Genomic DNA, 7,069 nt, shown 5'->3' on the forward strand with positions numbered 1-7,069 from the left:
CTACATCCTTTCAGCGGTGAATGGATCGGTGTGGAACCAGCGTCGGGCTGCCCAGAGAGAGACATAGACGAGTCCGACGAGAACAGGAACTTCGATGAGCGGGCCGACGACCCCGGCAAGGGCCTGGCCGGAGGTCGCGCCGAAGGTGCCGATGGCGACGGCGATGGCGAGCTCGAAGTTGTTGCCCGCTGCGGTGAATGCCAGCGTCGACGAGCGTGCGTATCCGAGCCCCAGCGCCTTGCCGGTGAAGAGGCCGATAAACCACATGATCCCGAAGTACGCCAGCAACGGGAGTGCGATCCGAGCGACGTCCCAGGGGCGGCTGGTGACCTGTTCGCCCTGGAGCGCGAACAGCAGCACGATGGTGAAGAGGAGACCGTAGAGGGCCCAGGGGCCGATCTTCGGGAGGAAGCGGTCTTCGTACCAGTCGCGTCCCTTCGTCCGCTCCCCGATGAAGCGGGAGGCGAATCCGGCGACGAGGGGTATGCCGAGGAAGATCAGCACGTTCAGCGCGATCTGCCAGACCGAGATCTCGAGGCCTTGGGAGTCGAGCCCGAGCCAGCCGGGGAGAACCGTCAAGTAGAACCAGCCGAGCAGCGAGAAGGCGATGACCTGGAACACCGAGTTGATGGCGACGAGCACTGCCGCGGCTTCCCGGTCACCGCACGCGAGGTCATTCCAGATGACGACCATGGCGATGCAGCGGGCGAGGCCGACGATGATGAGCCCGGTGCGGTACTCAGGTAGGTCCGGGAGGAGAGCCCAGGCGAGAACGAACATGAGCGCCGGTCCGACGAGCCAGTTGAGCACCAGGGAGGAGATGAGCAGCTTCTTGTCTCCGGTGACCGCGGCGACCTTGTCGTAGCGGACCTTGGCGAGAACCGGGTACATCATCACCAGTAGGCCGAGGGCGATGGGAATCGAGATTCCACCGACCTCGAGGTCGGCTAGGAGACCGGAGACTCCGGGGATGAAGCGACCGATGACGATGCCGCCGACCATGGCGAGACCGATCCAGAGCGGCAACCAGCGGTCGAGGGTCGACAGACGACGCGTTGTGGTCGGGACGGTAGTGGGTGCGGTGGCGGTGCTCATGCGAGGAGAGCCTCCATCTTCGTGGCGATGATGGGCTTCGGGTGGGCGCCGATGAGTGTGTCGACCCGCGTGCCTCCCGTGTAGAACCCGAGTGTGGGAATGGACGTGACACCGACTGCGGCTACCGTCTCAGGGTTCTGGTCGGCGTCGAGCTTGACGATCTTCACACGGCCGTCATACTCGGCGGCGAGCTGATCCAAGAGGGGTGCGACCTGCTTGCACGGCCCGCACCAGGTGGCCCAGATGTCGACGACGACGGGGATCTCGGAGTCGATGACCTCGGCCTGGAAAGTGGCATCGGTCACAGTGATGGGCGCGCTCATGCGAAGACCTCCTCGGTCTCGGTGGGTACTGATACGGTCTCGTCCCGCGCCGCGAGGTAGTGCTGGGCGTCTTGTGCTGCGGCGCACCCGGTGCCTGCAGCGGTGATCGCCTGACGGTACGTGTGGTCGACCAGGTCGCCGGCGGCGAAGACGCCCGCGAGGTTCGTGCGGGTGGAGGGGTGCTCGACGAGCACGTAGCCGTCGGCATCCGTGTCTACGAGGCCGGTGACGATCTCGGAGCGCGGGTCGTGGCCGATGGCGACGAAGACTCCGGTGGCCGAGATCGTCCGCTCGGCGCCTGTGACGGTGTCGCGTAGCGTGACGGCTTCGACCTTCTCGGCGCCGACGAGGCCGGCGACCTCGCTGTTCCATGCGACCTCGATCTTCGGATGGTCGAGCACACGCTGCGCCATGATCTTCGAGGCCCGGAACTCGTCACGGCGGTGCAGGACGGTGACCTTCGACGCGAAGCGGGTGAGGAACAGTGCCTCCTCCATCGCGGAGTCTCCGCCGCCGACGACGACGATCTCCTGCTCACGGAAGAAGAAGCCGTCACAGGTGGCGCACCAGGAGACGCCGTGACCGGTGAGTCGATCCTCATCCGGCAACCCGAGCTTGCGATAGGCGGAGCCCATGGTGAGGATGACGGCGCGGGCGAGGAAGGTCTCTCCAGCGCCGGTCTCGACCGTCTTGATAGGCCCGTCGAGGTCGACCCGGATGGCGTCGTCGAGGAGGATGCGGGCACCGAAGCGCTCGGCCTGAGCGCGCATCGACTCCATCAGTTCGGGTCCCTGCACGCCGTCGACGAAACCGGGGAAGTTCTCGACCTCGGTCGTGGTCATCAGCGCGCCGCCCGCGGTCGAGGAACCGGCGAGGACCACGGGGGCAAGGCCTGCACGCGCGGCATAGACCGCGGCGGTGTAGCCCGCAGGCCCGGACCCGATGATGACCAGCTCAACCTCTTGAATCGACATGTGTCTATATTGACATTCATCGATACCGAGTGCAACTGTTGGTGACGGAGTTCACCTTCTCTTCACCTGGCGCACAGATCGTGCAGGTGGAGCAATCGAGACAGTCAGGAAGCCAGAGGACCCCAGATGACCCAGCCCAAGACAGTTCTGTTCATATGCAAGCACAATGCGGGGCGCTCCCAACTCGGCGCCCATCTTCTGACACACATCGGCGATGAGCGACTTGTCGCGACGAGTGCGGGAATCACCCCAGCCGCAACGATCAACCCAGCCGTCGCGTCAACGCTGCACGAGCTCGGAATCGACACGTCAGCGGCCACGCCCCGGGCCGTGACAGTGGATGATCTCAACGCGGCCGATGTCGTGGTCTTGATGAAACCGGGCCTCCCGCTGCCTGGCGCGGTGCACGGAGAGCTGGTCGAGTGGTCATTCCCGGACCCCTCGAACTGGGAGGCCGACGGGGTGCGCGAGCTCCGCGACGCCATCGACGCGAAGGTGCGTGGTCTGGCGGCTCGGCTCGTCAGCTAAGTACTGAGAGGTGGGGCTCGGTTCGGGAGCCCCACCCCTCATGAGTTGCAATCAGCCGACAGTGACAGGCCGCGCGCCGATCTGCAGGGTCTGGGGAGCCGCGCAGCAGCTTCCCGCATTGTCATCGAAGTCACCGGATCCACCGCACACACCAGTGTCAGGGAGAGAGAGTTCGTTGCGTGCGGCCGCCTCGTGGTCGCCAGCGAGGTGAGCTGCGACACTACGGACCTGCTCGAAGCCAGTCAACGCGAGGAACGTTGGGGCTCGCCCGTAGGACTTCACTCCGACGATGAAGAACCCTTGCTCCGGCTGCGCCAGTTCTCTCGCGCCCGTCGCGGACACCGATCCGCAGGAGTGAATATTCGGGTCGATCTCGGAAGCGATGCCTGCGACCGCCTCGAGAGTGGGATCGAGGTCGATCCTGAGCTCTCGCAGCATCCCGGTGTCAGGGCGGAAGCCCGTGAGTGCGAATACTCGCCCGACATTCGTCACCTCGCGCCCATCTTCGGCGACGAGCGTCAGACCATCGACTCCGTGCTGGAACTCGGCGACACGGAAACCTGTCACCAGATCGACGACCCCCTCGTCGATCACCTTGCGGGCGCGGGAACCGAGCGCGGCACGCTCCGGCAGCTCGTCCCCGATTCCGCCGCCGAAGACGTTGGCGGCGCTCCCTCGGCGTAGCAGCCAGGTCACGCGCGTTCCCGGCGACCGGCGGGCCAACTCACTCAGACGCAGCACGGCATGCGTGGCTGAGTGCCCCGCACCGACCACCACGACGTGCGAACCGGCGAGGTCCGACACATCGGATGGGATGCGGTACGAAATCAGATCGGACGCCGCGGCTTCGCCGGGGGCCGGGAACCCATCCGCCCCGGCGGGATTCGGCAGGCCCCAGGTGCCACTGGCATCGATGACCGCGCGGGCGAGGAGGCGAGATTCGTTGCCCGCGGCATGTACAGTGTGGACGACGAACGGCTGGCTCCGGCGGCCTGCGTCGACGACTTTGTCGCGGCCCTGGCGGGCGACTCCGGTGACAGTCGTCGCGTAGCGGATCCGCTCGCCCAGGACATCCGCGAGTGGCATCAGGTAGTCGCTGACCCACTGCGCGCCGGTCGGATACCCCGAGTCGGGTGCGCTCCACCCCGTGGGCTCGAGCAGGCGGCGCGCAGCGGCGTCCGTGAGTTCTGGCCACGCTGAGAACAAGCGCACGTGTCCCCACTCGGAGACTGCAGCTGCTGGGCCGTGCCCGCGCTCGACGACGAGGACATTCTCGTCGCGTTCGACCAAGTGTGCCGCTGCGGCGAGGCCCTGCGGCCCTGCTCCGATGACGACGACGGGAAGCTCAGACATCGCATCTCCTCAAATCGAAAAACTTCAATATGAAGACTGTCGCCTATCTATCGAAGATTGTCAATACGTGCCAGACTAGTCGCGTGAGCTTGCCAACGACAATCGAATCGACCAGTTGCTGCGTCCCGCCAATCACCCCCTCCATGACCGTCGCGGATGCCGAGCGGGTTGCACGCCTGTTCAAGGCGCTCGGCGATCCAACGCGGGTGAGGCTCCTGTCTCTCATCGCCGCCGGGGCTGGCGGCGAGGCGTGCATTTGCGATCTGACCGAGCCCGTGGGGCTTTCGCAGGGCACGGTGTCGCACCATATGAAGCTCCTCGCCGACGCCGGCCTCGTCACGCGTGAACAGCGCGGCAAGTGGGCGTACTTCGCTCTCAACGGCGACGCGATGGATGCCGCTGCCGACTCTCTCCGCGCGGTGTGACCTCAGCGAGTGCCCCTTCGCCACACCTGGGCGGCCGGCTAGCCGCGCTGTCGGTGGGGCAGGTCATCAGTTGGGGAATCCTGTTCTATGCACTGATCGTCGCCTCTCCCGCGGTCGCGGATGACACCGGGTGGCCGGTGGCCCTGGTCACGCTGTCGTTCTCGTCGGGCCTGGTCGCCTCCGCTGTCGCTGGCGTTTTCGTCGGGAAATGGCTCGACGAGCGGGGGCCGCGCCTCATCATGACTGTTGGCAGCGTCGTCGGCCCGCTCGGCGTCGTGCTCGTCGCTCTCGCACCGACCCTTGCAGTCTTCACAGTGGGGTGGGTCATCGCAGGACTCGCACAATCGGCAGTGCTCTACCAGGCGGCGTTCACTGTCATCGCTCGCCGGTACGACGCTCGACGCCGCGGGGCGATGACGATCTTGACGTTGGCCGGCGGGCTCGCCTCCACCATCTTCGCCCCGATTGTCGCCGGACTCCTGGCGATAACCGACTGGCGGACCATGTTCCTGATACTCGCCGGTTTCCTGCTTCTCACCACCGCGCCGCTGCACTGGTTCAGCCTGGAGCGCACCTGGTCACCCGTTCGCCACGACGCCGCCGCAGAGGTTCACACGGTGAGCACGGTCGTGCGCACGCGACGATTCTGGATGCTCGAGCTCTCCATGTTCGCTCTCGCTGCTGCGCTGTTCAGCGTGACCCTCGCGCTCATCCCGCTCTTCATGGAGAAGGGCATGAGCTACGAGCTCGCCGCCTGGGCTCTCGGACTCCTCGGCGCCGGTCAGGTGATCGGGCGACTCCTCTACGTCGCCGTCCCGCACACTGCCCCACCATGGGCCCCCCTCACGGTGACCGCCGGCCTCAGTGTCATCTCTCTCACCTTGCTGGCCCTGATTCCCGGGCCTCCGTGGCTGCTGATCTCCATAGGTATCGCTGCGGGTGCGGTGCGAGGCGCTCAGACGCTTGTTCAGGGTTCCGCCGTCGCGGATCGCTGGGGCACCCAGAACTACGGCGCCATCAACGGGATCTTCGCTGCTCCGATCACGCTCGTCGGAGCGTTCGGCCCGGCACTCGGTCCGCTGCTCGCAGTGGCCACCGGTTCGTACTCCGCCATGGCCCTCATCGCCGTCGGGCTCGCTGCGATCTCGCTCGCGTTCGCTCGGTTCTCCTAGCGGTCAGCCGAGTGCTTGCCGGCGATGCGCGGGAGTTCTTCCGAGTCCGTTAACCTCACGTTCACATAGATGACCTTCTATCAATACGTCGAATAGATCACCATCTATTCGAGGCGGTCTATCGGCCGCCTGTCACGAGTCTGAGATGAAGGAAGCAATCGTGCGAAAGACCACAGCAAAGATCTTCGCCTCCACAGCATTGGTCATCGGCGTTCTCGCGCTGAGCGCCTGTGGTGGGCAGCCGAGCGCAGGCGAATCCGCCGGCTCCGGCGAAGGATCGGGCGGGCTGACCGGCTCGGTGAACACCGACGGGTCGTCGACAGTCGCCCCTCTCACGGAAGCCGCAGCCGACCTGTTCCGCGATGAGGAGTCCGGAGTGAACGTCTCCGTCGCTACCTCGGGCACCGGTGGAGGCTTCAAGACCTTCTGCGCGGGCGAGACGGACATCTCCAACGCCTCCCGCGCCATCAAGGACGAGGAAGCCGCCGAGTGCGAGGCTGCCGGCATCGAGTACACCGAGATCATCGCGGCCAACGACGGCCTGTCCGTCGTCGTCAATCCCGAGAACGACTGGGCTGAAGACCTCACCGTCGAGCAGCTGAACAAGATCTGGGGTCCCGAGGCCGAGGGCGAGATCACGAACTGGAACCAGGTCGACTCGAGCTTCCCCGACCAGGCGATCACGCTCTTCGGTGCAGGCACCGACTCGGGAACGTTCGACTACTTCACCGACGCCATCAACGGCGAAGAGGGTGCGATTCGCACCGACTACAGCCCCTCGGAAGACGACAACATCACCATCCAGGGTGTCGCAGGTGACGTCGGTGCCATCGGGTTCCTCGGGCTCAGCTACGTCGAAGAGAACGAGGGCGTCATCAAGGCTGTCGCGGTCGACGGCGTGATGCCGAGCACCGAGACCGTCCAGGACGGCACCTACACTCCGCTCGGGCGCCCGCTGTTCATCTACGTGAACAACGCCTCGTACGTCGACAAGGAGCCGGTGAAGTCGTTCATCGACTTCTACGTCGCCAACTCGCTCGACATCGCCGAGCGCGCACTCTTCGTGCCCCTCACCGAAGAGCAGGTCACCACGGCGGCTGACGAGCTCGCCTCGCTCGGCTAAGCCTCCGGCTCAGGACGATTCCCATGACCACCGTCACTGAGCGGCCCGGGGGCCCGGCTACCGGCCGGGCCCCCGC

The 7,069-nt window shown here is 65.7% G+C and carries 8 protein-coding genes; 4 read left to right on the forward strand and 4 right to left on the reverse strand.

All coding sequences use genetic code 11. The features are described from left to right. Genes arsB through trxB form a run of 3 tightly spaced genes read right to left on the reverse strand, consistent with a single transcriptional unit; the run spans position 1 to position 2,392 of the window. Positions 1-1,095 (reverse strand): ACR3 family arsenite efflux transporter, encoded by a 1,095-nt coding sequence (arsB, locus tag RU09_RS05575; RefSeq protein ID WP_042538305.1) that lies wholly within the window; start codon positions 1,093-1,095, stop codon positions 1-3. Beyond that, the gene (gene trxA / locus RU09_RS05580) at positions 1,092-1,418 is read right to left on the reverse strand and encodes a thioredoxin (RefSeq protein WP_029264077.1); all 327 of its coding nucleotides are present in this window, start codon (positions 1,416-1,418) and stop codon (positions 1,092-1,094) included. Before trxA ends, arsB begins: the two co-directional genes overlap by 4 nt. After that, the gene (gene trxB / locus RU09_RS05585; RefSeq protein ID WP_042538308.1) at positions 1,415-2,392 is read right to left on the reverse strand and encodes a thioredoxin-disulfide reductase; all 978 of its coding nucleotides are present in this window, start codon (positions 2,390-2,392) and stop codon (positions 1,415-1,417) included. The genes trxA and trxB overlap by 4 nt, the downstream gene beginning before the upstream one ends. A gap of 126 nt (positions 2,393-2,518) precedes the next feature. Between trxB and RU09_RS05590 the strand changes: the two genes are divergently transcribed. Then, entirely contained in the window at positions 2,519-2,920 is a 402-nt protein-coding gene (locus tag RU09_RS05590; protein ID WP_029264075.1) for an arsenate-mycothiol transferase ArsC, read from the forward strand. A gap of 51 nt (positions 2,921-2,971) precedes the next feature. Here the strand turns inward: RU09_RS05590 and RU09_RS05595 are convergent, their stop codons facing one another. Beyond that, positions 2,972-4,273 (reverse strand): NAD(P)-binding domain-containing protein, encoded by a 1,302-nt coding sequence (locus RU09_RS05595; RefSeq protein WP_042538309.1) that lies wholly within the window; start codon positions 4,271-4,273, stop codon positions 2,972-2,974. Between the two features lie 29 nt (positions 4,274-4,302). Between RU09_RS05595 and RU09_RS05600 the strand changes: the two genes are divergently transcribed. The 3 genes from RU09_RS05600 (at position 4,303) to RU09_RS05610 (ending at position 6,993) form a co-directional block, all read left to right on the forward strand. Continuing rightward, complete coding sequence (locus tag RU09_RS05600) at positions 4,303-4,698, forward strand: ArsR/SmtB family transcription factor (RefSeq protein WP_174521422.1); 396 nt, start codon at positions 4,303-4,305, stop codon at positions 4,696-4,698. A 53-nt stretch (positions 4,699-4,751) separates the two neighbouring features. Further along, positions 4,752-5,870, forward strand: a complete 1,119-nt coding sequence (locus tag RU09_RS05605) for an MFS transporter (protein WP_052492869.1) — start codon at positions 4,752-4,754, stop codon at positions 5,868-5,870. Between the two features lie 160 nt (positions 5,871-6,030). Further along, on the forward strand, positions 6,031-6,993 hold the full coding sequence (locus RU09_RS05610) for a PstS family phosphate ABC transporter substrate-binding protein (protein ID WP_231481738.1): 963 nt from the start codon (positions 6,031-6,033) through the stop codon (positions 6,991-6,993). Positions 6,994-7,069 lie beyond the last annotated feature (76 nt).

Source organism: Microbacterium sp. MEJ108Y (assembly GCF_000834175.1).
Taxonomy (GTDB): domain Bacteria; phylum Actinomycetota; class Actinomycetes; order Actinomycetales; family Microbacteriaceae; genus Microbacterium; species Microbacterium forte.

Excerpts from the sequence above, each read along its gene's own strand:
- RU09_RS05590 (WP_029264075.1), top strand. The coding sequence starts at position 2,519 with ATGACCCAGCCCAAGACAGTTCTGTTCATATGCAAGCACAATGCGGGG.
- trxB (WP_042538308.1), bottom strand. The coding sequence starts at position 2,392 with ATGTCGATTCAAGAGGTTGAGCTGGTCATCATCGGGTCCGGGCCTGCG.
- RU09_RS05600 (WP_174521422.1), top strand. The coding sequence starts at position 4,303 with ATGAAGACTGTCGCCTATCTATCGAAGATTGTCAATACGTGCCAGACT.
- trxA (WP_029264077.1), bottom strand. The coding sequence starts at position 1,418 with ATGAGCGCGCCCATCACTGTGACCGATGCCACTTTCCAGGCCGAGGTC.
- RU09_RS05595 (WP_042538309.1), bottom strand. The coding sequence starts at position 4,273 with ATGTCTGAGCTTCCCGTCGTCGTCATCGGAGCAGGGCCGCAGGGCCTC.
- arsB (WP_042538305.1), bottom strand. The coding sequence starts at position 1,095 with ATGAGCACCGCCACCGCACCCACTACCGTCCCGACCACAACGCGTCGT.